Source organism: Steroidobacter agaridevorans, assembly GCF_009932555.1.
Taxonomy (GTDB): Bacteria; Pseudomonadota; Gammaproteobacteria; order Steroidobacterales; family Steroidobacteraceae; genus Steroidobacter; species Steroidobacter agaridevorans.
Genome location: NZ_BLJO01000003.1, coordinates 69,681 through 94,344 on the forward strand (window position 1 = coordinate 69,681; position 24,664 = coordinate 94,344).

The 24,664-nt window shown below is 60.6% G+C and carries 25 protein-coding genes; 24 read left to right on the plus strand and 1 reads right to left on the minus strand.

The features are described 5' to 3' along the window. The first annotated feature begins 4 nt into the window (after positions 1 to 4). The 13 genes from GYH35_RS11270 to GYH35_RS11330 all read left to right on the plus strand — a co-directional run bounded on the left by GYH35_RS11270 (position 5) and on the right by GYH35_RS11330 (position 13,399). Positions 5 to 1,015 carry a type IV secretion system protein gene (locus tag GYH35_RS11270; RefSeq protein WP_161828451.1) on the plus strand — a complete coding sequence of 337 codons (1,011 nt, stop codon included), beginning with the start codon at positions 5 to 7 and terminating at the stop codon, positions 1,013 to 1,015. Between the two features lie 189 nt (positions 1,016 to 1,204). Beyond that, positions 1,205 to 1,957 carry a virB8 family protein gene (locus GYH35_RS11275; RefSeq protein ID WP_161828452.1) on the plus strand — a complete coding sequence of 251 codons (753 nt, stop codon included), beginning with the start codon at positions 1,205 to 1,207 and terminating at the stop codon, positions 1,955 to 1,957. Next, entirely contained in the window at positions 1,954 to 2,778 is an 825-nt protein-coding gene (locus GYH35_RS11280) for a TrbG/VirB9 family P-type conjugative transfer protein (protein ID WP_161828453.1), read from the plus strand. Before GYH35_RS11275 ends, GYH35_RS11280 begins: the two co-directional genes overlap by 4 nt. A 227-nt stretch (positions 2,779 to 3,005) precedes the next feature. Continuing rightward, positions 3,006 to 4,106 carry a type IV secretion system protein VirB10 gene (gene virB10 / locus GYH35_RS11285; RefSeq protein ID WP_161828454.1) on the plus strand — a complete coding sequence of 367 codons (1,101 nt, stop codon included), beginning with the start codon at positions 3,006 to 3,008 and terminating at the stop codon, positions 4,104 to 4,106. A gap of 4 nt (positions 4,107 to 4,110) precedes the next feature. Then, positions 4,111 to 5,184: a P-type DNA transfer ATPase VirB11 gene (gene virB11, locus GYH35_RS11290; RefSeq protein WP_161828455.1), complete on the plus strand. Its 1,074-nt coding sequence runs from the start codon at positions 4,111 to 4,113 to the stop codon at positions 5,182 to 5,184. Then, on the plus strand, positions 5,141 to 7,129 hold the full coding sequence (locus GYH35_RS11295) for a type IV secretory system conjugative DNA transfer family protein (RefSeq protein WP_161828456.1): 1,989 nt from the start codon (positions 5,141 to 5,143) through the stop codon (positions 7,127 to 7,129). The genes virB11 and GYH35_RS11295 overlap by 44 nt, the downstream gene beginning before the upstream one ends. Positions 7,130 to 7,405: 276 nt before the next feature. Then, positions 7,406 to 8,470: an LPD7 domain-containing protein gene (locus GYH35_RS11300; RefSeq protein ID WP_161828457.1), complete on the plus strand. Its 1,065-nt coding sequence runs from the start codon at positions 7,406 to 7,408 to the stop codon at positions 8,468 to 8,470. Positions 8,471 to 8,497: 27 nt separating this feature from the next. Beyond that, on the plus strand, positions 8,498 to 9,139 hold the full coding sequence (locus GYH35_RS11305; RefSeq protein ID WP_161828458.1) for a hypothetical protein: 642 nt from the start codon (positions 8,498 to 8,500) through the stop codon (positions 9,137 to 9,139). A gap of 275 nt (positions 9,140 to 9,414) precedes the next feature. After that, positions 9,415 to 9,630, plus strand: coding sequence for a hypothetical protein (locus GYH35_RS11310; protein ID WP_161828459.1), 216 nt, complete (start codon positions 9,415 to 9,417; stop codon positions 9,628 to 9,630). A gap of 308 nt (positions 9,631 to 9,938) precedes the next feature. Further along, positions 9,939 to 10,169: a hypothetical protein gene (locus GYH35_RS11315; protein WP_129640714.1), complete on the plus strand. Its 231-nt coding sequence runs from the start codon at positions 9,939 to 9,941 to the stop codon at positions 10,167 to 10,169. 369 nt (positions 10,170 to 10,538) lie between these two features. Beyond that, on the plus strand, positions 10,539 to 11,339 hold the full coding sequence (locus GYH35_RS11320; protein WP_161828460.1) for a DNA methyltransferase: 801 nt from the start codon (positions 10,539 to 10,541) through the stop codon (positions 11,337 to 11,339). Between the two features lie 307 nt (positions 11,340 to 11,646). After that, on the plus strand, positions 11,647 to 12,423 hold the full coding sequence (locus tag GYH35_RS11325; protein ID WP_161828461.1) for a plasmid mobilization relaxosome protein MobC: 777 nt from the start codon (positions 11,647 to 11,649) through the stop codon (positions 12,421 to 12,423). Between the two features lie 64 nt (positions 12,424 to 12,487). Further along, positions 12,488 to 13,399, plus strand: a complete 912-nt coding sequence (locus GYH35_RS11330) for a relaxase/mobilization nuclease domain-containing protein (RefSeq protein ID WP_161828462.1) — start codon at positions 12,488 to 12,490, stop codon at positions 13,397 to 13,399. A gap of 148 nt (positions 13,400 to 13,547) precedes the next feature. Here GYH35_RS11330 and GYH35_RS11335 read toward each other — a convergent pair whose 3' ends face one another. Next, positions 13,548 to 14,810 carry an ATP-binding protein gene (locus GYH35_RS11335; RefSeq protein WP_202624247.1) on the minus strand — a complete coding sequence of 421 codons (1,263 nt, stop codon included), beginning with the start codon at positions 14,808 to 14,810 and terminating at the stop codon, positions 13,548 to 13,550. A gap of 197 nt (positions 14,811 to 15,007) precedes the next feature. Here GYH35_RS11335 and GYH35_RS11340 point away from each other — a divergent pair, with 197 nt between their 5' ends. The 11 genes from GYH35_RS11340 (at position 15,008) to GYH35_RS11390 (ending at position 24,273) form a co-directional block, all read left to right on the plus strand. Beyond that, positions 15,008 to 16,540, plus strand: a complete 1,533-nt coding sequence (locus tag GYH35_RS11340; protein ID WP_161828463.1) for a nucleotidyl cyclase domain-containing protein — start codon at positions 15,008 to 15,010, stop codon at positions 16,538 to 16,540. A 3-nt stretch (positions 16,541 to 16,543) separates the two neighbouring features. Further along, complete coding sequence (locus tag GYH35_RS11345; RefSeq protein ID WP_161828464.1) at positions 16,544 to 17,338, plus strand: E2 domain-containing protein; 795 nt, start codon at positions 16,544 to 16,546, stop codon at positions 17,336 to 17,338. Continuing rightward, positions 17,335 to 17,823, plus strand: coding sequence for a Pycsar system effector family protein (locus GYH35_RS11350; protein WP_161828465.1), 489 nt, complete (start codon positions 17,335 to 17,337; stop codon positions 17,821 to 17,823). The genes GYH35_RS11345 and GYH35_RS11350 overlap by 4 nt, the downstream gene beginning before the upstream one ends. Before the next feature lie 14 nt (positions 17,824 to 17,837). After that, the gene (locus GYH35_RS11355) at positions 17,838 to 18,749 is read left to right on the plus strand and encodes a TIR domain-containing protein (RefSeq protein ID WP_161828466.1); all 912 of its coding nucleotides are present in this window, start codon (positions 17,838 to 17,840) and stop codon (positions 18,747 to 18,749) included. Between the two features lie 8 nt (positions 18,750 to 18,757). Further along, the gene (locus GYH35_RS11360) at positions 18,758 to 19,453 is read left to right on the plus strand and encodes an adenylate/guanylate cyclase domain-containing protein (protein WP_161828467.1); all 696 of its coding nucleotides are present in this window, start codon (positions 18,758 to 18,760) and stop codon (positions 19,451 to 19,453) included. Positions 19,454 to 19,530: 77 nt separating this feature from the next. Next, the gene (locus GYH35_RS11365) at positions 19,531 to 19,758 is read left to right on the plus strand and encodes a DUF2188 domain-containing protein (RefSeq protein WP_161828468.1); all 228 of its coding nucleotides are present in this window, start codon (positions 19,531 to 19,533) and stop codon (positions 19,756 to 19,758) included. A 452-nt stretch (positions 19,759 to 20,210) separates the two neighbouring features. Then, positions 20,211 to 20,552, plus strand: coding sequence for a hypothetical protein (locus GYH35_RS11370; RefSeq protein ID WP_161828469.1), 342 nt, complete (start codon positions 20,211 to 20,213; stop codon positions 20,550 to 20,552). A 20-nt stretch (positions 20,553 to 20,572) separates the two neighbouring features. Beyond that, positions 20,573 to 21,103: a hypothetical protein gene (locus tag GYH35_RS11375; protein WP_161828470.1), complete on the plus strand. Its 531-nt coding sequence runs from the start codon at positions 20,573 to 20,575 to the stop codon at positions 21,101 to 21,103. Between the two features lie 176 nt (positions 21,104 to 21,279). Then, positions 21,280 to 21,645 (plus strand): hypothetical protein, encoded by a 366-nt coding sequence (locus GYH35_RS11380; protein ID WP_161828471.1) that lies wholly within the window; start codon positions 21,280 to 21,282, stop codon positions 21,643 to 21,645. Then, complete coding sequence (locus GYH35_RS11385; RefSeq protein WP_161828472.1) at positions 21,642 to 22,067, plus strand: helix-turn-helix domain-containing protein; 426 nt, start codon at positions 21,642 to 21,644, stop codon at positions 22,065 to 22,067. Before GYH35_RS11380 ends, GYH35_RS11385 begins: the two co-directional genes overlap by 4 nt. 421 nt (positions 22,068 to 22,488) lie before the next feature. Next, complete coding sequence (locus tag GYH35_RS11390) at positions 22,489 to 24,273, plus strand: recombinase family protein (RefSeq protein WP_161828473.1); 1,785 nt, start codon at positions 22,489 to 22,491, stop codon at positions 24,271 to 24,273. The last annotated feature ends 391 nt before the right edge of the window (positions 24,274 to 24,664 follow it).

Genomic DNA, 24,664 nt, shown 5'->3' on the forward strand with positions numbered 1-24,664 from the left:
ATCCATGGGCTTTTTCACTGAGTTCTATGCATGGCTGACCCGGGTTCTCACCACGTACATTGGTGACAACACGCTCAGAATCGCGGCAGTGCTTGAGCCCGCCATCGTAACGTTAGCAATCCTCTACGTTGCGATATGGGGATACCTGCATCTCGCCGGGAAAATCGACGAGCCATTCATCGCTGGCGTGAAACGCCTCCTTGTTCTTGGTGTGATTCTCGGTGTGAGCTTGTCTTTGTGGCTCTATAACGAAGTGATTGTGGACACCTTCTTCAATGCCCCGACGCAACTCGCGGCGGTGGTCGTCGGCGGCCACGATGCTGTTTCGACCATAGATCAAATCATGCTTCTCGGTGGTGACGCAGCCTATTCGCTGATCCGGCAGGGCGGCATTCTTGAGGGCAACTTCTCTTTTTACCTCGCCGGGTTCGCGGTGCTGTTGATCGTTGGGATCACGGCGATCTACACGATCTTCTTGCTCACACTTTCTAAGATTGCATTGTCCGTTCTTCTCGTGCTCGGTCCGCTGTTCATTGCCTTCCTGTTCTTCGAGAGCACCAAGCGCTTCTTCGAGTCCTGGATTGCGCAGATGGCGAACTATGGATTTATTTGCATTCTCACGGTGCTGGTTGCAGGGCTGATGCTGAGTGTTCTGGCGGATGCCGCGGAGGAGGCGGCCAGCGCGGGAGGCGGAATTCTAATAGTGGACGCTGTCCGGTTGTGTCTGGCAGCGGGGCTGACCTTCCTAGTCATGCGGCAAGTGATGCCCATGGCTGCCGGACTCGCCAGCGGCCTTGCTCTCTCATCCTTCGGTGTTGTGAGTGCAGCGCTCGCCTGGGGGCTGGGCAGAGCAACGCGCGGCGGCGGCCAGTTTCTGCGTGGCATGACGGACCGAGAAACGACGCGCTGGGACTCGATGAGTCGCAAGTCAGGATACTACGCTCGCCGCGCACTGGGTGCCGGCGTTGGTCGCGTTGCGCGGGGTTGGCGCGAAAACACTATTCGGACTCGGTGACGCATATGGATATGACGCTCAGAGTGTTCATCGTTGCGTGGATAGCTTTCATGCTGCCGGCGTGCGCGACCCGCAACGGCGTGGTGCGTTGTGACGGTCACTTAGAACCCATCAACGCTCCTGCGTCTCACACCCAGAGGAGCGGCGAGTCTGTCGACGCTGGTACCGAAGACTTGGCGAGTCGAAGCCGTGAGTAAGGATGCTGCATTGGAGGCCTACTTTGCCGAGGCCGCCTCATGGGATGCGGATCGCGCCGCTCAAGCACAGCGTACATTGCGGATTGCTTGGTCGGTGGCGGGAGCCGGTTGGGTTTGCGCCATCGTGGTCGCTGTCGCACTGATGTTACTGACGCCGCTGAAACGGGTCGAACCGTTCGTGATCCGAGTCGACAACACTTCGGGCTTGGTCGATGTGGTGCCCGTGTTCGTGGGCCAGGCGGACATGCCCGAGACTGTGACGCGCTATTTTCTGGATCACTATGTCAGCGTTTGCGAGCGTTTCACGCATGCCACCGCCGAGAGTGATTACGAGGAATGCGGGGCATTTCATACGCCTCAGCGTAACCAAGCATGGTACGCGCAGTGGAACCGAAGCAACCCAACCTCACCGCTCAACATCTACAAAGACGGGACAACCGTGCGAGCGCAGGTCACCTCGATCAGTTTCTTCACCCGTGCGAGTGCTACGGCCGACCTTGCCCAGGTGCGCTACATCCGAGCGACTCGCTCTGCCGATGGTGCCGAAGAACAGCGCAGCCATTGGATCGCGACGATTCAGTATGCGTATGGCGAGCCGTCCAAGGACGCCAAGGTCCGCCGATGGAATCCGCTCGGATTTCGCATCATCGATTTCCGTCCCGAACCGGAGGTGATCACGGAGTCTGCGTCTGCCCCGACGACGCTGTCGACAACGACACGCGCGTCGCGAGGAGCCACGCCGTGAGCTATTCGAGTCGCACACTGACTCGTGCAATGCTCATACTGCAGATCCTGACTGCGGTCGGAACGAGCGATGCGGAAACGGTTCCTACGCGAGGGCTGACGGATCCACGGATCCGCACGGCGGCGTATCGGGACGACGAGGTCTATCGCCTTCAAGGCATCGTCGGTTATGGCATCGAGCTGATCTTCGAACCCGGCGAGGAATTTGTCGGTCAGGCGGGCGGCGATCTGGATGCCATCACGTTCGGTGCGCACGCGCACCACGTCATTTTGAAGCCGCGCGCCGCCCATGTCGGGACCAACTTTGTGGTGTACACGAGCCGGCGTGCCTATCGCTTCGATTACACCGTGGTAGATCGCCCATCCGCAAAGCTCGCCGATGAAGCGATCTACGCGGTGCGATTTACGTATCCGCCGCCCACTGAAGCGAATGGTCCCACCCAGGCCGAGCAGGTAGAGGCCAACCTCACCGCTGCGCGCGAGGCTCGACCACGCAACGTCGACTATTGGTTTTGCGGTGACCCGGCGATCAAGCCCATCGCAGCCTCCGACGATGGCGTTCACACCCGCCTCACATTCAGCAGTCATACGGAACTGCCGGCCATCTTCGTGCGCGGCGCGGACGACACTGAGTCGCTGCTCAACTTTAGTATTGATGCGGGCGATATCGTGATTCACCGCGTCGCGCGCGCGTTCACGGTCCGGCGAGGCGCGTTGACCGGATGCATTGTGAATAACGGTTTCAGCGGTGCGGGCGAGCGCCTCGAGTCGGGTACGGTCGCGCCGACGGTTCAGCGTGCGCGCAGAGGAAGCCGCCCATGAACCCCTTCGCTCGCTTTCGCTCGAAACCTTCTGACGGTTCGGCGCCCACGCCGGATCGAGTTGAGGCACCCGCGTCGAATGTCATCGATACCAATCGCACGTCCGGGGGTACCGATGTGGACAAGGAGACAGCTCCACATACTGTGGCCGGCGAGCGCGGGGTTGCTTCGATCCACGGCGCACATTCTCTGCAAAGCCGTTTAAGCAACTTCCTTGCAGGCTTACTCATGGGCCTCATCGCGTTGGGCATCCTAGCTTGGTACTACACGCAGACCTTCGCTAACCGCTCGGCCGCTACCACGACGCAGGCATCGAAAACGAAGGCGGAGCTTCAAGGCGAGATGACCCTGCCGCCACTGGGGCGCGTCGATCCGCCGATGGTCGAAAGGCTACTCGGGCCGCCACCAGAACTACCGGCCACGTCGCCCCTTGCGCTCGATGACTTCCAATACAAGGCGCTCGGCAATCCTGCGCTGTCGAGTTACATCGCGAACGATGCTCCACTCTCAACGATGCCGTCTGCGCCTACGACCATCGATCGTCGGCTTGCAGGGCCTGTATTTGTGAGCACATCGGGAAATACGCCTGCAGCAGGCGAGCAGAGGATTCGTGACACAGCAGAACTCGCCGACACCGAGGACTTCGATCAGTCGCACGCCAGCTCTCCGATGGCGACATCGAGTAGCCACGACCTCGACAGACTGTTGATACCGACACGCACGCCGGCCGTACAAGCGACGGTGCTGCCCACACAGCGTTTGCTGCTGCCGAAGGGCACATTTCTCGATTGCACGCTTGAGACCGCCATCGATTCATCACTGCCTGGCATGACGACCTGTATCACGGCCACCGACACGTTTGGCGCCGACGGCAACGTCGTGCTACTCGAGCGTGGCACGAAGCTCGTGGGTGAGACTCGCGGCGACGTTCGCCACGGCTCAGCGCGCGTCTACGTCCTGTGGACGGAAGCGAGGACACCGGACGGTGTTGTCGTGCCGCTGGCCTCGCCAGGGACGGATGGACTCGGGCGTGCGGGATTGCCGGGCGACGTCAATCGTCACTTCTGGGAACGCTTCGGTGCGGCCATTTTGGTCTCTGTCATCGACGGCGCCGTGCAAGCTGCGGTCCAGCGATCCAGCAGTGGCCCTGGCGCGGTGATCGTGAATCCCTCCACGTCACGAGATGTTATGACTGAGGTGCTTCGTAGCACGATCAATATTCCGCCGACGGTGACCAAGTCGCACGGCGATCGGGTCGCGGTGGTCGTGGCGCGTGATCTGGACTTTAGGAGCGTCTATGAGTTACGTCCCGCCGCAGTGCGTCGCTGAGCCAATGCTTCAACGCCTAGCCTCCGCGCCGGTCCCGTGCACAAGCGGACGCACGACTGCTCATCCAGAGTCCTCCGCACTCGAGCTTACTCTGCGAGCCTTGCGACCCTTGCTGGCGCGGCCAGAGGTGACGGAGCTGTGTATCAATCGTCCCGGCGAGGTGTTCATCGAAACGAACGCAGGCTGGCAGCGGGACGCGCTGCCGTTCGCCGATCTCGACTGGTGTCGGCGCCTCGCCAAGTTGGTTGCGAACTCCACCGCGCAGCGGATCGATGAAGAGTCACCGCTGCTCTCCGCATCGCTGCCGACCGGCGAGCGCATCCAGATCGTGCTGCCGCCCGCGACCACGCCGGGCACCGTGGCGATCACGATCCGTCGCCCCTCCGACGCCGTCTGGAGCGTTCAAGAACTGGCGCAGCGTGGTCTATTCAACCGGTGTGTCCCAGCCTCAATCGCACTGGATGAGACCGAGCAGACACTGCTGCAGCTCCATAAGGCAGGCGAGTTCGAGGAGTTTCTGCGCATCGCCGTTCGCGCACGAAAGAACATCATCGTGAGTGGTCCCACCGGCAGCGGCAAGACGACGTTTACCAAAGGTCTCATCCTCGAAATCCCGCCCGAGGAGCGCCTCGTCACCATTGAAGACGCACAGGAGCTGGTGCTCGATCGGCACCCGAACAGCGTGCGCCTGTATTACTCGAAGGACGGGCAGGGGCTTGCGCGGGTCTTACCGAAGCAACTGCTCGAAAGCTGCCTGCGCATGCGACCCGATCGCATCCTGCTCGCGGAGCTTCGTAGCGATGAAGCGTACTACTACTTGCGCAACGTGAACTCCGGGCACCCCGGTAGCATCACGAGCGTGCACGCGTCGAGCGCCCAACTCGCGTTCGAGCAGTTGATGCTGCTGGTCAAGGAGAGTCCCGGCGGGCGAGACCTCGCCCGCGAGGACATCAAGAATCTGCTGTATATGCTGGTCGATGTGGTCGTGCAGTTCGGGGTGGATCGGCACGAGCGCTATGTGAGGGAGATCTTTTATGATCCCGCTCGTAAACGCAGCCACCTGGCCGCCGCGCACTAACGTCCGCGCGACCAGGCGCCTCGCGAGAGCCACCGTCCTCGGTGGCGGCGCGCTCGTGCTGTCGCAGTATCTGGCAGGCTATGCCTTCCTTTGGTCGGTTGGGGCGGACCCGCGGGCGGCGACGCCGCTCACGATCGCTCGCTACGCGTACTACTTTAGCGATCGAGCGGACATCGCGCTTCGCCTCAAGGTTGCATCGGCGATTGGCGTTCTTGTCATCGTCGTCGCCGCGTTACCGGCGCTGCTGCCAAGGAAGCGCGCCCTGCATGGGAACGCAACCTTTGCTACGCGCCGCGAGATGGCGCGTGCGGGACTATTTTCGACGAGCGGCTTCTATCTCGGCCGCGTCGGCCGACGCGACCTCGTGCTCGGTGGCCAGCAAGGTGTGCTGCTATCGGCGCCGCCGCGTTCGGACAAAGGCACGGCGATCGTCATTCCAAATTTACTGACCTGGCCAGGCTCAGTCGTGTGTCTAGACCTGAAGATCGAGAACTGGACGATCTCAGCGGGCTACCGGCAGCGGTGCGGACAGGATGTGTTTCTGTTCGATCCGCTGAATGAAGCCGGTGACACCGCGTGCTGGAACTGCCTGAGCTATGTCTCAGCCGATCCGAACTTGCGGATCAATGACGTTCAACACATCGCCGCGATTCTGTACCCCGAGATTCCCGGCACCGATCCGTTCTGGTCCGCAGGTGCTCGATCGCTGTTCTTGGGCATCACCCTGTTTGTGCTGGAGACGCCTTCGCTGCCGCCCACGTTGGGAGAAGTCCTGCGACAAGGCATGGCCTCCGACAGCGAAGGCTTCAGTCATCACTGGAAACGCATCATCGAGGGGCGCCAGTCGGGACGCTTCGCGCTCTCCCAACCCTGCGTGCGGGCACTTTCTGACGTGATTGATCTTGCGCCCGTCACCGCGTCCTCGATTCGCAAGACCTTCACGTCCCGGCTGGACTTGCTCGCCAATCCGCTGTTGGATCGCGCCACCTCGCGCAACGACTTCGATCTGCGTGAGTTGCGCCGCCGGCCAATGTCGATTTACATCGGCATTCGGCCCGCAGACTTGCACCGATTGAAGCCGCTGCTCAACCTGTTCATTGAGCAGGCCATCGGACTGCAAACCAAGACGTTGCCGGAACACGATTCATCGCTGCGTTATCAAGTTGCGATGATTCTGGATGAGGCACCGGCCATCGGCCGCATTCCCATTCTGGCGGAGTCCATTGCCTATCTTCCAGGCTTCAACGTCCGCATTCTGCTCGTCGTGCAAGCGCTCTCGCAGCTTCGCGACGTGTACGGCGCGCAGACCGCCGAGACAATGATGAAAAGTCTCGCGGTGCGCATTGCGTACGCCCCGAAAGATTTCGCTGAAGCGAATGAGCTGAGCCAGGAGCTGGGCAATACCACGGTGCGCGTCAAGAGCTACTCAAGGCCGCTCGGCGATCTCTTCGAGAGACAGGGCCGGCGCGGGCGCACCGTCAACATCAGCGAACAGCGCCGTCCGCTCATGCTGCCGCAGGAGATCAAGGAACTCGGCCGCGATCACGAGATTGTGATCTACGAGGGCCTGCGCCCCATCCTCGCAAGAAAGAATCGGTACTTCGAGGATCCGCGGCTGCGTGTGCGGCTGCATCCGCCGCCCGCGAGGGCGAGCCCGCATCCCGCGCCCGTGGTCGCGGCGTCAGAGAACGATGCTCCCCTGACGCAGGAAGAAGGGGTGATTGAAACGTCGGCGCCTGCGGCAAAGCCGGTTCGCAGACGAGCCTCACGTCGGCGCGAGGCCCGTGTGGAGGATCTAGAGCGGATTGATGAGTTGACCTTGGACGACTTCGATGTGGATTGGAGCCGCGTCGAGCTGCCGCAGAAGCCCGAAGGCGAGCGTTTGACAAGTGAGGAACTGCATCGTGCCGTGAATAGCTTTCTCACCACGATTCGTGAGCGTTAGGAGTGCGTAATGGCCAGAGCACCGAATGAGGGGCGCGGCGAGGTGATGAATGGCGCGCGCCGATTTGAGCGCAAGCGATCGAAGCACCGCCAAGACATCGAGGATGAACGAGCGCCATCCCGGCGCGGCGCTCGCGTCGACGCACCTGCGCAGCTGCAACGATCGCCGGTTAACGAGATTCGGCTGAGCACGAGAGCTCGGAGCGCCTCGTCCCGTGACGACGATCGACCCCCTGACCGGCCCGTTAAGGGCGAACTTGCAAAGGCTCGCCCGGTCGTGCCGGAAACGATCCGGGAACGCTTCGTCCAGGTGGGTAACAAATATCACTTCCCGGACGGCACGCGGGCATTCACCGATCACGGCAAGCGATTGACCTCGCCGAGTGAGAACACGGAAGTGATTAAGAGCCTGGTGATGATTGCTCAGGCGCGAGGCTGGTCGGAGATCACCGTGTCGGGCACGGATCGCTTCAAGAAGGAAGCCTGGTTCGCTGCCCGGTCGGCCGGATTAGATGTCCGTGGCTACTCGCCAACCGAGTTCGAACAGGGGCGCCTGGTGCGCATGCTGGCGCGCGCACAGAGCCCGAGCGCAGCAGCTGCTCCCGGCGAACGCCATCCACAGCCCGCCCCCGGCGACAACAACAAAGTTGCCGCCAAGCACCGCCAGGGAGAGATCCCATCACCGGCTCACGAGGATCCAAGGGAACGAGGGCGAACCTTGCAGGTCGGTCGTTTAATTGATCACGGCCAGGCGCCCTATCGTCATGACCCCAGGAATGACCCGTCTTACTTTGTTCGAATCGAGACGCCGACGGGCGAACGTGAGATCTGGGGCGTGGACCTGCAACGCGCGCTCAACGAATCGCTCAGTCGACCGCGCATTGGCGATGAGATCGGGGTGCGAGCGTTGCGCCGGGAGGCCGTGAAGATCCGTCGTCCCGAACACGACGCAGAGGGTAGGATGATAGGCTCCTCGACAGTCAACACGCACCGCAATGGTTGGATCGTCGAGAAGCGAGAGTTCTTTCGTGAGCGGTCACAGGCCGCCCGCGTCCTGCGTGATGCGAGCGTCGATCGGCAGCACGCCGTCAAACAACATCCGGAGCTGTTGGGAACCTACCTGCAGCTGCATGCAGCGGAGCTCGCGGCGAAAACGCTTCGCAATCCCGAGGATCGCGAGCGCTTCGTCGCCTCGGTTCGCGCGGCCCTCGCGGACTCGGTCGCACGGGGCGAACCTCTGTCGGCGGTGCCGATCAAGGAGCCGGCCATGGAGCGATCGTCGTCGCCGGTGCGACGACGATCACCACCGGCACGCGAGCCCGAGAACACACCCGTTCGTTAGTGGTGCGCCGGGCCATAGACCAGCACCATGAACGATCGAAGCTCCTTAGGGCGACGCATGGGGCAACTCGTGGTGGGTCGATTGCAGGCCCACGGGCGCGCGCCCTATCAATTTCGCGCGGGAGAGGATGTTTCCTACTTCGTTACCCTCGTCACGACGGGTGGCGTAAAAACGCTCTGGGGCAAGGATCTCGCGCGCGCCATTCAAGCCGGCGCCACGCAGCCGCAGCTCGGCGACCTCGTCGGTGCCCGACGCACTGGCCGCCAGGCGGTCACATTGATCGATCGACAACGAGATGCTCGCGGCAACGTTCAGATCCAGCGCGAACATCACGCCCATCGCATGCAATGGGAAGTGGAAAAGCTACCGTTCTTTGCCGAGCGGGCACGGCGCGCTCGCCTGGCGCGTGACGCGCATGCCGAGACTCGCGAGGCTGTCAGACAGCGCCCGGAACTGCGATCGACATTCTTGAGCCTGCGCGCAGCCGAGCAACTGGCCGCACAACGCATCGCGGACCCGCAAGATCGGGAGAAGTTCCTATCGATGGTGCGTGAAGCGATGAGGGCATCGACCGAACGAGGGACGCCGATTCCTGATATCCCGCTGCGTCCGAAAGTGCGGAACCCGATTCCGCCGAAGAAGAAGACACGGGATGATCCCACGCGATGATGGCAGATCGATGCAGTCGGATCAGAAACCAAAATTGCGATAAGAAGCAGAGCTAAGAACAAAGATCGAGAAGGTGGGATTGCCTACGCGACCAGCGTACCACGCCGTGCTCACGGTCAAGGCGACGGCCGCGGACTTTCGCGGCATAAACGGCCGCCACCCCGCGAAGACGCGGGTCCCCGCCATTAATTCCACGGTTCCGCGACCGTCACCTTGACCGCTGCGCGCGTCGTGGTGGCACGCCCGCGGGCAATCCCGCCCGAGGGAGATCCACCATGACGACTTCCAACGTTCCACGCTTTGCACAGGTGAAGGTTCAATTGTCCGGCGAAGACGGCAATGTGTTCGCCATCATGGGGCGCGTCATTCGTGCGCTTCGGAAGGATGGCGCAACACAATCTGATATCGATGAGTTTGTGGCGGAGGTGACCCATGCTGGCTCATATGACGAGGCGCTGTGCATCGTCATGCAATGGGTGAATGTTTCATAGGAGAATAGGAAACATTGAGATTAAGAGTCGGGGAGGCGAGGCGATCCTTCCCGGCTCAGCGTAGCCGGCTCGCCGTGGCACGGTGGAGAACAAGACGGGACTGCCTGTGCGATGAGCGTACCACGCCGTGCTCTCGGTCAAGGCAACGGCCGCGGACTTTCGCGGCATAAACGGCGCCACCCCGCGAGGACGCGGGTCGTCGAGCCATTTATTCCACGGTTCCGCGACCGTCACCTTGACCGCTGTGCGCGCCGTGGTGCGGGGACGCGTCGGCACTCCCGCCGACGAACATTCCCAAGGAGACTCTCATGAGCGCCATGCCGGCCGAGGTCAAGGTTCAAGCAGTGACCGCCAACCTCAAAGCGATGCAAGCGTTGCTTGCAGTTGCAACGAAGCAGAGTGCTGAGGCCTGCCTGCTCAGTCAATGCGGTCAACACAACGAGGCGATTGGTACGGTGTTTGGGTTGGATGCAATCCTGGAAGACGTCACGGCGCTATATGGCGCAGTGGTCGTGCTTCATCGCTTGAAAGCTCGGTGACGTAGACATCGGGGCTGCGGCACGCATTTGGTGCTGCAGCCTCGATTTTCTCGACTGAGGATACAACCGCTCATTGCCACGTCGGCCACACCTTGCGCTCCTGAGCAGCAGGACGCCGAGAATGCGGGAGCGAAAACATCAAGAGGAGGAGAAGAGTGTGGGGCTTGCCTATGCTGGTCCAGCGTATCACGTCGTGCTCCCCGTCAACCGAGACACGGCGAGCTTTCGCGGCATAAACGGCCGCCACCCCGCGAAGACGCGGGTCCCCGCCATTTATTCCACGGACTCGCCATCTCTCAGTTGACGGCTGCGCGCGACGTGATGGGGGACACGCATCGGCAAGCCGCCGAGCTCACTGGAGTCACTGCCATGTTCCCGAGCAACGAGATCCTGCACGGTGATTGCACCCGCGTGCTAAAACAACTGCCGGATGCCTTCGTCGACTTGATCGTGACCGATCCGCCGTACGGTGTTCGCTATCAAGACCGCCTCGGCCGCACCGTCGCCAATGACGATGATCCCAACCGCATCCTCGGCGCCTTCACCGATCTGTACCGAGTTCTGAAGCCCAACAGCGTGTGCATTTCGTTCTACGGGTGGGGCTTGGTCGATGATTTCTTTCGCGCCTGGCGCCGTGCAGGTTTCAAACCCGTGGGCCATATCGTCTGGGTCAAGGACTACGCCTCGCGCGAACGTTTCCTGCGCTACAGACACGAGTCAGCGTACCTGCTCGCGAAGGGGCAGCCGTCACTGCCAAGCAGGCCGCTCGATGACATCCAGACCTGGCTGTATTCCGGTAACACGGATCATCCGACACAGAAGGCGGTGCGCATCCTCACGCCGCTCATCGAGACCTTCTCGCAGTCCGGACAGTTGGTGCTGGATCCCTTTGCCGGCTCCGGCAGTACGCTGGTCGCGGCACAGATCACTGGTCGGAGATATCTCGGCATCGAGCTCGACCAGAAATACTGCGCCTTGATGCGGGAACGGCTCGCGTTTGTTGAGCGGAATCCCGCCCAGCCGAGGAGTACGGTCGCAAGTGTTGCCAACGCTTATCCTGGGATTGCTGGATCGGCCGATCTCGGTCATCTGTTCCGTTGGCTTCAGGACCGGGACTATCACGATCTCGCCCGCACGGTGCAATCGGCGATGCATCGTCGTCAGCCCTGATCGTGCAGGGAATGCTCCCGCGGTGCTCGCGGCCGCGGGACACTCAGCTGGATTAGGGCATCGATATCGAAAAGTCGCCGTACCGCCTACCCAGGAGGTCGTGCAGACAACAATGTGGTTGGTCCGGAATGACGGGTCTGGCGATTCCCGGCGGGCTCCACATCGTCAGACCCAGTGCTGACGTGTTATGACCCAGCAGCGAGTTCATGGGGACCGGCTTCACGAATGGGGGAGGTGTCGGTGCGCTCCTCACATTGCTTATGGGAGCTAGTTCGATCATAGACGACAAATCAGGCAGCCACACCTGATGGAGAACCGAGCGGCATTTGCAATTAATTCCGAACGTCTTCGCCGGCGGAGCGAGGCGATCACAGTACTCCCCGCATCTGCCGCCGCCGTTCAGGATGCATCGCTCTTTCTTCGGGCCAAGAAAAAATCACGTCGAAACAAACAAAGTCAAGATGCTATTTCGCCGAAGAAAGCGCGAAACGCAGGATATGCCTGCGGCCGCTTTTGTTTAACACTGTGGTCCATGGGCACCTCGCAACTCATCGCTGCTCGCGTCTCGCCTGAGACGAAAGCGAAGTTCCGCGCCCTCGCGGAACAACAGCAGATGACTGAGTCGGCGCTGCTGAAGCAGCTGATCGACCTGACGGTGCAGCGAGTGAGACACGCCGACGACGATGTTCTGAGATCGCCAGGCCGGCGATTGCGAGCGGCGCGGCTGTATGTCCGGCTGCATCCAGAGGACCAGTGGTTACTCAGGGAACGAGCAGCAGCTCGACAGATGCCGGCCGCCACGTATGTTTCCGTTCTGGTCCGCGCCCATCTGCGGGACTTGGCTCCGCTGCCCAAAGCGGAACTGGTGGCGCTTAAGCGGTCAGTTTCCGAGCTGGGTGCGATCGGCCGCAATCTCAACCAGCTGACCCGCCTGGCTCATCATCAAACGGGCTCGGCCGGACCTGGCCGAGAGGATCTCCGGATGATGCTCAAGGTATGTGAGGCGATGCGCGACCACACCAAGGGTCTGATCAGGGCCAATGCACACGCATGGAAGGTCGGCCATGACACCGTTTCATCTTAATCGCGGCGGGGCCATATGGGATTTGACGAGCTACGCTCGGCGAGGGCCGGGACAGCGAGACCGGTTGTCTGCAACGGAGGTCGCGCTCATCGCGCGCACCGTACGCCACACTCCCGAGGTGATAGTGAAGGTGACCGGCGGCGGGGGCAACAGCAGCCATGGCGTCAACGCCCATTTCAATTACATCGGCCGACGGGGTGACCTCGAGATCGAGACGGACGACGGCGAGCGTTTGAGTGGCCGGGGCGTTGGTCGGCACCTGATCAACGATTGGGACCTGGACCTGGACGAAGATCGCGAGCGGCCGGATCTGTTCGCTACGAATCGGCGGGCCGCCCCGAAGCTGGTCCACAAGATGATCTTCTCCATGCCGGCCGGCACACCACCGAAGAAGGTGCTCGCGGCCGTCCGCGACTTCGCCCGAGAGGAGTTCGGACTCCAGCACCGATACGCAATGGTGCTGCATACGGATGAGCCCCACCCGCATGTGCATATGGTCGTGAAGGCGGTCAGTGAGGCCGGCGTGCGACTCAATATTCATAAGGGCACGCTGCGACACTGGCGCCAGGAGTTTGCGCGCCACCTTCGAGCGCATGGGGTGGAGGCGAATGCGACCGAGCGAAGCGTCCGCGGGCAGAGCCGGGCGCCGAAGCTGGATTCTATTTTCAGAGCGGCTCAGCGGGGTGCGTCGGCACACATGACTGCGCGAGTGCGCGAAGTCGCTCGTGAGCTGAAAGCCGGCTCGTTGGATGGATCGGGAGCTGCTAAGCTGCAGCAGACGAGGCGGGAGGTAGTGAGCGGATGGAATGCCCTCCGGGGTCAGCTGCTCGCTGAGGGGCAACCTCAACTCGCGGATGCTGTAGGAATATTCGTTAACCAGATACCGCCGCCGCTCACAGAAAAAGCGTGGTTGGCGCAAGAGCTGATCGAGCATCTGCGCCAGGTTCGGTCGAGAGACAAGCCGCTGGTCCCTTAGTATGGACGTTCCGCGAATATACACACGACAGGCTGAGTGGATGTCTTGTGCCGGCCATTGGGTATTGGAGCCGCTTGCACAAGTTATCTTCGGGTCGCTGTCCTAGCCGCACTACCGCTCGCCCATCAAGCTGCTTAGTCACCGTGAATTACTCGAGTTGCGCGAAGCCTCCTTCGAGATATGCCCTCTGGCGCCGAATGAAGCCTCCAAGTAGAGGTACGGCAAAAGAGTATTTTCCGTGTCGATTTTTGTAGATAAGTCCGGCTTCTGTAAGTGTAGCCAACATCTGATTTGCGTGACTGCTGCTAAACGGCTTTGCTAAGGCCCGGTTTGCATCACTCTCAATCAGTTCTTGCACCGTAAATTCAGACTCACAGTTTGGAAGCGATGCAACCGCAGACATGAGTTCACGTTGTCGATCAGTCGCACGTGCCCATCTGCCGGCAAAAAAGTCAGAATCCAACTTTGCAACTATCTCGCGGACCGGTATAGGGCTCATGCTCTGGCCGGCTTCGGCATTCTGGACCCAAACATCGTATGCCTCGCGACAAACGTATTGCACGAAGTACGGATATCCCCTGGTGACGCCCCAGATGGTCTGTACGGATTCGGGCGAGAAGTGCACGGGGCAGTTATTGTTCTTAATGGGCCTTAGCACAGCTTCGCTGGTCTCTTGTTCATTGAGTGGGTCGAGGAAAATTACGCGAAACATCCGCTCAGCGAAGGTCCTTGCCTCAACAAGTTTCGGGAATAAAGTTGGCAAGCCCGTGAGAACAAGCATGAACGGAATGTTCTTCCTCTGAATCGACTGGAAGATGTCCAGCAGTAGTGAAAGAGGGAATTGGTCTTTAGCAGCATGATCGGACAGATTTTGCGCTTCATCATAGGCGAAGATCACACCGCGCTTCCCGTGCATCTGCAAGATGGACCAAACGAACTCGAGAGCGCTCTTCAATTTGTCGGCAACCAATCCCGGCGTTCCGTTGTATCTACCAACGAGAGTGGCGAAGTCTAAGGTTGCAGTAATCTGCTGGGTTTCGTCCGTTAGTCCGAATTTGGGCTCGTTGCGGATCGAGTGTGTGATCGATGAGGTGACAACTGAGAGGTCAGTTAGCAGACGCGTCGCCAGACTCTCTTCGCTGATGCTCATCGATTCCGACAGATCGGTCCCTGCCCAGAGCCAACCTTCTTGGATCGCCGTAGGTTTGAACCTCTCCAGCAGAACTGTCTTTCCGAGGCCGCGGAGGCCCGTTAGCACGAGGTTCTCAAGAATGGTTGTTTGCGCGAGCAGGCGTCGAAACTCCTTCTCTTCACTTTCCCGCCCGGCAAGGTAAGGCGGCATGTGGCCCGCCCCGGGCTTGAACGGGTTGGCGAACTTCTGCCGTTTCGATGCTGGCTCGGACACTTTCATCTCACTCTATAAATTTCGCCAAGGTGCTGAATTTAGACCAATTTATTGATTCTCGCAAACTAAATTTACCTACATGACTAAATTTATGTTAGGGTATGAAGCGTTGTTGATACTGATGTAGGGGCTTAGAAATTGGTTGCGTTATCAGGGTCTTGACCAGATGGGCGCGCACTGCGCCGACCGCGGAGGATGGCTGAATGGCACACAGTTGGAATCGGGCACGCGCCGATGAGCGCATTACCCATAGGCTCGAAGAGGTTCGTAACGTCACCGTTCTCGACTTCACACGCGACATGTCGCTCGAGAACATTCCGGTGAACCGCGCTTACCGTATAGCCGCAGCGCACCTATACGCGGACATTCTGAATCTGGACGAAATGCTGGACGCAACGCAGACAGAAGGCACCGACTGCCACCGCCGCACACTTCGCTTCCTCAATCTTCATTACCGCGCCGTGCACAGAATTCTTAATGAATGCGACGCCCGGCGTGTCGATTTTCATAATCAGCGCTTGCACGCGATCGTCTACAAGCCGTATGGCGCGGACAGTGAGAAGGAGCGCGTTGATCGGGCGGTGGCCATTGCCAGTCTGATCATGGACGTGCTGAAAGAGACCGGCGACAGCGACGACAAGATCCCGGCCGCGCGCGTGCGGGTCGGCATTGATACCGGGCGCGCCCTGGTCGTAAACAACGGCCGCAGCGGTAATCGTGAGCCGCTGTTCCTCGGCCGACCGGCCAACCATGCCGCGCACCTCGCGGGCCACGCGGACGAAACGGGCATCTTCCTAAGCAACGCGGGTCGCAAGGCCATCGGGCTCGCCGAGCTCAACGACGGCAAGGAGTACACGGCCGCACTGACGTCCGTCGAGATCGACGGCTGCGTCGAGCGCGCCAAGCTAGGCGTGTCGAAGGACAAGATCGTCGAGGACTGGCGCCAGGACCTGAAGGACAACCCGATCGGCACGTTTGAGTTTTGCCGACACACTCCTCCCTTACGCACGCTGGACATCGAAGCGTTGACGCCGAAGAACTCGCGGCGCTTTGAGGCGACCTCGGTGTATGCCGACGTGGATGGCTTCACGGCATACGTTAGCAAGCACCTGGAAGGTGCACCGGAGAACGTCGTGCGCTGCTTTCATGTGATTCGCGCCGAACTCGATGCCGCGCTGAGCAGCGACTTCGACGGACGTCGTGTGCGCTTCATCGGCGATTCTCTGCATGGCGCGCTGCTCGAAGGCACGGCGTACGAGACCGATGCCGAGGACACGATCAGCACGATGACCTTGTGCGCTGGTGGACTGCGCAGCAGCTTCGATCTGTCGCTCGAACGGTTGCAGAAGCGCGGAATTGACGTCGCGAACCTCGGCCTGCAGATCGGCTTCGAGTATGGTCCGCTCGCTATTAGCCGGCTCGGTATGCAGGGTGATCGCGTGCGCTGTTGCGTTGCCCGGGCGGTGCTCGCCTCCGAAGATGAGCAGATGCGCTGCCAGGGCAAGGAAACTGCGCTGGGCCCTACTGCCTACGGCAACGGCAGCGCCGCCGTGCGCAAGCTCTTCGGTGCGACACGCAAGGTCGCCAATCTGACCTACGACGTGGCGGTAGATGCGCTCAGCGCCGAGGGGGACAAAGTCGCTAAGGCGGCTTTCGATCAGCAGCTGGCGGTCAGCGCGCCCATCATCTTGACGCGGCCGGAGCAGATACTGCGACCGCACTGCAAGTCACGTTAACCCATGGGCGCAGTCGACCTGCTGCTCGCGGCAGCACCGGCATTTGGAATAGAGGTCACGCTATCGGCAGGTGGCGTGGCACACGTGACGCTGCCCCTGGCGCGACCATCAGGCAAGAGCGGGACCTATGAGCTTGAGCTGCACGAGCGTCACCATGGGCACGTGCTAGTGCGTGAGCAGCCGCAGTCACGCCGATTGCCGGCGCACTGCCCGGAGCGGCACATCAATGGCGACGGTTCGTTTTGCCTCTACTGGCAGGAAGGCGAGGACGAGGCGCGGCCGGTGACGGATGCGGATTCAGCCACGGATTGGTGGGTTCTGCTGAATCGGTATCTCAACCGACAAGAAACCGCTGCCCAGCTTGGTCACTGGGTCGGAGAGGCCCGCGCGCACGGGGATGCCGCTCAACATCAACGTGCCGCGGAACGAATCGCCGCGCGGTTCGGCGGAAAGTTTGCAGAAGACCTGCGCGGAGGAAAGCTGCGGGTCCAGCGACGCGAACGCCACAGCCGGGCGCTCCTCGAGTTGTCGCGGGGTGACGTGCTCATCGCCCGCATCTCAACCATGCCGACTGCACAGATCGCGCACGATCTCGCCTGTCCGTGCGACGCGGGCGCGAGCCCCATCGGCAGCTGCAGCTCACATCGCAATGATCTAAAGGAGCTCATCCTGGCCGTACGAAATTGGAACGAGGGTGAGCGGCGGTTCTACGAACGTTTGCGCGCGGCGCGCGTACGCTGCTGCGGGACGATGCGCGGTTGTCCGTTGCAGTCGGGCGTTGCTTGGGGAAGCCCGTGAACGCACAGGAGCAATACGAGTTGGCCTGGGCCCGATTGACACACGTGCTGTCGTTCTTCGATCGTGTGGACACGAAATTGTCTGTCGTGCTCGGCGTCAACGTAGCACTGCTCGGCGTACTGACGACGCAGATGGAAGCGCTCAAAGAGATTTCCGCCCTGGGTTGGGTTGCAACTGGCATGTATTCGGTTCTGACCGCGTTCAGCTTCTTCTTCTTGTATCGCGGCTCCTTTCCGCAGTTGGACGGCGGTGAGGGATCGCTGATCTATTTCGCGCAGATCGCGAAGCGCTCGCCTGCCGGGTTCATCGCGGAGTTCCGAGCGCAAACTCCCGAATTTCTCCTCGGGGATGTGCTTGAGCAGCTGCGCAACAATGCCGCTATCGCGGCGGATAAGTTCCGTTATCTGTGTCTGGCCTACCGTCTGATGGCGCTCTCGTTGATCCCCTGGGGTGCCGCCTTGGCCAGCTTCGAGCTGCAAGGCTAAAGGAGAAATTAGCTGTGCTGGAACGCTTCGCGGGTGAACAGGGTCGGCGGCTGCGTATAGAGGCGCTGACAATGCAGCGCATCGTGGCCGGCGATCGTGCATTGGCCGAAGAACTCGCAGATGCCTGCGAGTTGCGCGCGCTGGCTGCGGGTGAGGTGCTCATCCGGCAGAACGAAAGCGATAACGATGTTTACTTCATCCTGGCTGGTGCGGCCGACATCCTCATCAACGGTCGGCCTTACAACCGACGTCACGCAGGGGAGTGCGTCGGTGAGATGGCGGCCGTGGAACCTATTCAGCGCCGCTCGGCCTCCGTCATCGCTCACGAAGACAGCGTGGTTGGGAAAGTAACCGAGTCGCAACTTACAGCGCTTGGCCAGCGCCATCCCGATCTGTGGCGGCAACTCGCTCGACTGCTGGCGCGGCGATTGGCTGAGCGCAATGCCCTGATCGCGCGTCCACGCGAGCGCGTGCGGCTCTTTGTCATCTCGTCGGTCGAATGCCTGGAGGTCGCGCGCGCAATCGAAAATGCCTTCGCACATGATCCGTTCCTGACGATCCTTTGGACTGACGGCGTCTTTCGTGTCACGAACTACACGCTCCAGGATCTAGAAGACCAGGTGGACCAGTCGGATTTTGCGGTGGCGATCGCCCATTCGGACGATCTGACTCACAGTCGCGAGCAGACCTGGCCCGCACCACGCGACAACGTCATCTTCGAGTTGGGGCTATTCATGGGCCGATTGGGGCGCAACCGGGCCATCCTGATGGAACCGCGCGAGGAGAAGCTTAAGTTGCCGAGTGATCTCGCCGGTGTTCACACGATCGCGTACCGCTACGAGCGAGGACAGAATGCGGCAGCGCTAATGGCACCGGCTTGTAACGCGCTGCGCGATCATATTATGCGGTTGGGATGCATCGTTTGAGCTGCGGCATGACGCTGAATGAGGATTTGCAGCGCGAGGTCCGAGACATCTTCCGATCAAGGTGGGCTGAGCGCGACGGTCGCATTGTGCCGAGCCCGGAGGATCTAAGCTTAGGAAATGACGCCGTTAAGCTGGACGCCTGCGTGTTATACGCCGACATGTCGGATTCGACCGATCTTGTGGACGATTACGAGCCGCAGTTTGCGGCGGAGGTCTACAAGTCATACCTGACATGCGCTGCGCGAATTCTCAAAAGTGAGGGCGCGACTATCACGGCTTACGATGGCGATCGCATCATGGCAGTCTTTGTCGGCGACAGTCAGGCGAGCGCGGCGGCGCGCGCCGGATTGAAATTGAACTCAGCCGTGCTCGATATCATCAATCCTGCGCTTCTGGCCCAATACAATGCCGAGTATCGACTCTCCCATGTGGTGGGCATCGATTGCAGTCCACTATTTGCATCGCGCATAGGCGTGCGAAACGACAATGATATTGTTTGGGTTGGCCGATCTGCCAACTATGCGGCGAAGCTATGCGCTCTAAATGAGCCGAACACCGTATATATCACTGGCGACGTTTTTGATCGCCTTGATCGCGCATCGAAGTGTGGTGGCGAACGTAACGAATTGATGTGGTCAGAACGACGCTGGACTCAGCGAGGGAATATGCGCATCCACAGCTCGCAGTGGAAGTGGCGAGTGTGAGCATTCCGAAGTGCCGGTCGGCATCCAGACAGTGGACGAATCTTCAATCCGAATGTAACAAAGAGGGGCGTTGATCCATGTCACGTAAAACCTATCATGTTACGCCGAGTGGCGAAGACTGGAAAGTCAAGCGCGCCGGCGCGCAACGTGCGGATAGCATTCACGAGAATAAAAGCGATGCCATTGCGCGTGCCAAGGAATTGGCAAAATCGGCTGATCTCGGTCAGGTCAAGATACATGGCACTGATCGCAAGATTCAGACCGAATACACGTACCATAAGGATCCGCGGAAAATTCCCGGTTAGAGTCCGTTGTGACAGTACTCCTGACCAACGCACCTGCCCGCCCGCCGAGAGGCCGCGTCATGCAGACGCGTCATCGGAGACGCTGGACTTATCCCGAGCCATAGGGATAGTGTCGTCCTGCGGACCGCAATCCGCGTAGGGCGGCCCCCGCCGGTGCGCTAACACCGACGAGGGCCTAACCACAACGCCTTCAGAGAGGCAGTTATGGCTTCCTATAGTATGGCGCACCCGGCGCTTGCGCGGGAGCGTGCGTGTATCTCACGCGATCAAACGGCGCATCGAGCCGATTCCGCCTGTCGACCCCAGCCACATCCGCCCGCGGTCTGGCAGCCTGAGAGGCCTCCCGCGGCAGCAGCGGCACACTCGGCGTCGCCGACCGCTCCACCCGCCATCGATTCTCGGAAGTTCCGCCGCCGATACATCCTGGCCTGGCCCCAGCTGGGAGGCGAGCCATGACCCGCGCCAAACGCGACGACATGGTCGTCATCGGCATGGGGCTCATTACGCTGCTCGAAGCCGTGCGGCAGACGGAGACGTGGTGGCGCATTCAGGGCAACGATGAGGCGCTTCGACACGCCCGTGTGCTCGGCCATGCGGTCCGCGAAACCCACCGCAAGTTCTTCTCGCAAGCCTACTCAACCGATGATGACGTTGGCCAGGCACTGTTCACGGCGGAGGGTCTACGCGATGCCGCCCGACAATGTCACGAAGGGCAGGCGGCGCTGCATGAACGATTGATCGGCGGCGCGGAGATCATCGAACGGTTGTGTCGCTCGCGGGGTGACCAGCCATGAAGCGTGCTGGGTCAGGAGGAGTGAAGAAAGACCGCAAGGCGACCCGGACCGACCGGTCGCAGAGAAAGCGGGTGCGCGCCGCCGCGCCGGCTACGTTCGATGCCAAGAGCATCACGGATCTGGTTGAAACATGCCGCACCAAGGTCGCCAGGCTCATTAAACCCACCGAGATCACCTATCGAACGCTATTCGAATACTACGACTATGAAGGCGACGATCCGGAGCTATGGCAGTGCTGCCGGCTGGTGTGTCAGCTGCTGAAACAGACGGACGCCGCGCTCATCCAGTTCGGCATTACGCCCCATAAGATCTTCCCGAGCGAATGCGCTGATATTGCGACGGGGTGTGAGGCGCAACAACGATGGTTGCACCCGGCCATACACGTAATTCGCTCGGTCATCTATGTGCTTCTCGACCAGAAAGCCGATCGCATAGACGAGGTACTTCCCGCCCTGCGCGATATGGAGCGCGACGTCAATGAGATCGTCGGTGCGCTGGGGCAGGTGATTAAGGGGTGTCATCAGCTCGTTGATCAGAGGGCCGCGCGGTGATTGCGAACTTCAGGTTAGCGAGCGGTGACCCCGAGGCGTGGATCGTGTCACCGCTGGTGTCGGCGCCAAGATCGTGAAGCGCCGAGCCAACATCAGACCTCGCCAACTCCATCCAAAAATCCAGTGCTCCGTTCTTCGATCTGACAGCCGACCGCTGTGCGTCGACGGAGGCGTCTATGGTCGATAAGCGACCAAAGCGGCCGGAGCGTCAAGACCTCGGCGGAAAAGATGCCGTCGAAAAGGGTGGGTCAGCTAACACTGAAAGTACATCGAACGAAACGCCCGACCCGTCCCAGGTGCTGGCGACGTTGATCGAGGCAGAGCGTACGGAGCTGATGTACGTCCACAGCATCCTCAGGATGCTCTACGAGGTTCTGCTCTACTCCGATGACGATGACGGAACGATGCACGCGGATGTGGCGCGTACGTGTTCCATGCTGATTCGCGAGAGCATGGAGCGCCTGGAGGTTCTCGTCAGGCGATATAAGGCTGGGGAGTTTCAGACGTCGGCGGGGGCGCAGCGCCCGGCGGAGGGTGCATGAACGACGTGCCCGCCACACGCAAGTCGACGATCAAAGCCGAGAGTCGCGTCTACTTTGCCGCACTGGGGCGCCGAATCACACAGTTGCGCAAGTCACGCGGCTACACCCAAGCCGAGTTTGCCCGTGCCCTTGGCGTGTCACAACAGGCGGTCTTCGCCTATGAACTCGGCGATCGACGTGCGTCGGTCATGATTGTGGAGCGAATCGCGACGCTGTACAGGATTTCGATGGATGAAGTGATCGGACGTGTGCCAGAGCGGAAACCGCCGCCGAACCGCCGACTCTCGCCACGAGCGATGCGGCATGCCGAGCGGCTCCAGGGACTATCCAAGACGGCGCAGCGTTTCATTATTCGACAGATCGACGTTCTGGAAGAGATAGGGCGCGCAGCGAAGCGAGAGGCGTCCCGTCAGGTCAAATGATGCCGTCAGTGACCGATGAAATTGAGTTTCACCGCTTTATCGGCGAAATAGGCGTGACGCAAGGCGTGCCGTTATACGCCGAATTTTCCGCGAAACAGGGTAGTGATCTTCCCGCCTGGCTGAGTAACGCTGTAAGTCGTGACAACACGTCTTCAAGCGTTAAGAACGGCGGCGGAGATTCTCATGGACGGTGTACCAACCAACCCCGACAGGCAACAAACGCAACCGCTCGCGCCCGACTTGCTGGACGAACTTGCCGCTGTTTACGCGCGAGCGGCCGCGAGGGCGTACTTCGCAAAGTATCGACAAGCACGGCATTCGGCCTCTGGTCGCACCGACCTGCGTACGCCGGCCGAGTCGCAGACGTCTGCACACCAAACTTCGGTCACGGGTACGCAGCTGCGTTAGTGAGGAGAGAATCGTGAGCGCGGTATTGCAGCCAGGATGGACACCGCGAGTTGCCCTGTACGCTCGCTATAGTTCCGATCAGCAACGCTCGGCGAGCATCGACGATCAGTTCAGAAACTGTCGGCGCCGTGTCGATGCCGAGGGATGGCGCATCGCTGAAACGTATGCAGATGAGGCGATGAGCGGCGCGGACAGCAATCGCCCCAGATATCAGGCGATGCTCGCAGCCGCCTCCAATCGCGAGATCGATGTTCTGGTGATTGATGACTTGAGTCGGCTGTCGCGCGATCAAGTCGAGAGTGAACGTGTCATTCGCCGCCTTGAGTTCTCGGGTATCCGTCTCATCGCCGTCACCGACGGATATGACTCCGAGACCAAGGCGGCGACTCGCAAGATCCAGCGCGGTGTGAAGAATCTCATCAACGAGATGCGTCTCGATGAGTTACGTGAACAAGTGCACCGGGGGCTGACCGGCCAGGCGATGAAGAACTACTGGTGCGGCGGTCGGCCCTATGGTTATAGCCTCAAACCCATCCTCGATCCGTCGAACAAGGATGCGTATGGCAATCCCGCGCGCGTCGGCACCGTTCTGGAGATCGATGAGGCGCAGGCCAAGATTGTGGCGGAGATTTTCGACGGCTACGCCCGCGGTATCTCCTATTTCACGATTGCTCGCGGGCTGAATGAACGCGGCGTGCCGAGTCCCGGATCGACGTGGAAGCGAGAAGTGAGGCGCTGCCGCGGCTGGGTCGCCTCGGCGATCCGAACAATGCTTCGAAATCCACTCTACACCGGACACGTCAGGTGGAATGTTTCGCAGTTCATCCGAGATCCGGACTCCGGGAAGTACAAGCGGCGTCGTCGGTCGGAAGCGGAGTGGGTGAGTCACCACGACGAGTGCCTACGAATCGTCTCAGACGCCACATTCGAGCAGGTGCAGGCCCGCATGCGTGCACATACCAATCAGGACCAGCGCCTGAAGACCGGCGGCAAGATCAAGTACCTGCTGAGCGGGTTGATGTATTGCGAGATGTGTGGCGCCAACTACGTGCTCGGTGATCGCGTCAAATATGTTTGCTCCAGTTACCTTCATGGACGCGCCTGCGCAAACGATGTTCGTCTTCGGCGCGATACCGCAGAAGCGATCGTCTTGGCACCGATTCGGGAGCAACTGCGAGAACCTCGGCGCGTCCAAGCCATGATTGCCGAGTTACAGCGTCACTTGATGCAACTGTTCAAGGAGAACGCGGCTCGGTCAGCTGAAGCGCCTCGGGAGTTGCAGGAGTTGGATGCGCGTCTGGTGCGGCTGCGTGCGCGTCTTCGGGACGGCGATCCAGACATGGCGCCGGATGAATTGCAGGCGGCGATCGATCGCGCCGAGATCAAACGCCGGCAACTGCTGGCGGGATTTAACGACGGCGAGGACGTGGCCCAGATGCTCTCAACAGTTCCGCGCGCGGCGGAACTCTTGGAGGAGCGGATCGCGCTGGGCCTGCAAGGGGATCAGCAAGCATGTGAGGAGGCGCGGGCGATTCTGCGCACTCTGATTCCGGACCGGATTCGGCTGTCGAAGAAGGCCGATGGGAGCTTGTGGGCGCATTGCGCCTTTCAACCAGCGGCCTTATTGGCCACCGGTTCGCGTGGTCGGGGTGAAGCGATATGTACCTTCTCTATGGCCTCCGAACTCCGAAGAAGCTGGAGGCATTCCACTCGGCGAGGTCGAGCAGGCCGTCGTCGAGCAGTTCGCCGTTTCGTGCGGTCGCAACATAGGGCTCACTCGCCTTCAAGATGTGCTTGACGAAGCGGTGTTGCCTGTCGCGCGCGCAAACGTCAGGCATGCTTCGGACTTAAACGGTCAGGGCGGTGCGCTCCATTCCGTCAGTCGATAAGTTCTTAGCCGCCCATTGGTGACCCTACTTGCGCTAGGCCGGAGCTTAGTACGCAAAGCTGACTCGATGTCCGCCATGGCGGTTTATGTTGCCGCCATGGCGATGCCTTAACTTCCGGCGACGTATTTCATAGACCGCACCCGAGGACATAGAAGGGGTGTGGGGTGAGCGACGGGACTGATGCAAGCGCACTCGATGAGCTCCTGCTCGATCAGCTCGCGTTGGTCTTCGCGCAAGCTGCGCTCGAGAACTTTCTTCGGGAGCAGCAGGCGAGTGCCTCACCCGACGGATTGGAAGGAA